Here is a 683-nt window from a genome sequence, read left to right as displayed (position 1 = left end):
TAGAGCGTGGCAAGCCTCTATTGGTGGGAGAGTATCTCAAGTCTGAGTGCGGAAAAATTATTCAGGTTCAAGGTGCTGTTGAGTCTGTCGCGCATGCCAGCTGTGAAGACTGGCGTACTTTCTCGCGTGCCTGTTATCATTTGGGTAACCGCCATACAAAAATTGAAGTGGGTGAGCGTTGGTTGAGAATTAAGCCTGACCACGTCTTGGAAGAAATGCTGCACTTACTGGGTTTAGTGGTGACACATGAAGGAGAAGTGTTCGCTCCTGAGTCTGGTGCATATTCCAAGGGTGGGCACTCACATTCACACGGTCATTCTCATGATGGACATTCGCACGAATGAGTAATCCTTTAGCCCTGTCACGTTTGCTGCAGTTAAGCTCGGTTAGCCTACCGGTAGGTGGCTATGCCTTTTCGCAAGGCATGGAGTATGCAATAGAGTGTCGTTGGATAAAAAACTTCAACGATGCCGAGTCCTGGATTCGACTTCAAATGCGAGAAAGCCTGGCCAAAGTCGATCTGCCAATTTTACGTGGTGCCATGGAAAGCACGGCTGAAGAAGACTGGCAGCGTTTTATGTTTCTTAATGATTTATCGATCGCATCCCGGGAAACGAAAGAACTACGGCTAACAGATACGGCAATGGGCGCTGCTTTATTGCGACTCTTGAAAAGCTTGGATT

Annotated in this window: 2 protein-coding genes; both read left to right on the top strand. The window is 47.9% G+C overall.

The window, feature by feature from the left end; translation table 11 throughout:
- Positions 1-344, top strand: a 344-nt coding sequence (locus tag A3735_RS06335; protein ID WP_068637785.1) for an urease accessory protein UreE, incomplete at its 5' end; no start/stop codon positions are given.
- Positions 341-683, top strand: a 343-nt coding sequence (locus A3735_RS06330) for an urease accessory protein UreF (RefSeq protein WP_304439968.1), incomplete at its 3' end; no start/stop codon positions are given. The genes A3735_RS06335 and A3735_RS06330, both read left to right, overlap by 4 nt.

The organism is Oleiphilus sp. HI0061 (assembly GCF_001635675.1).
This window is presented reverse-complemented; position numbering and strand designations above follow the sequence as displayed.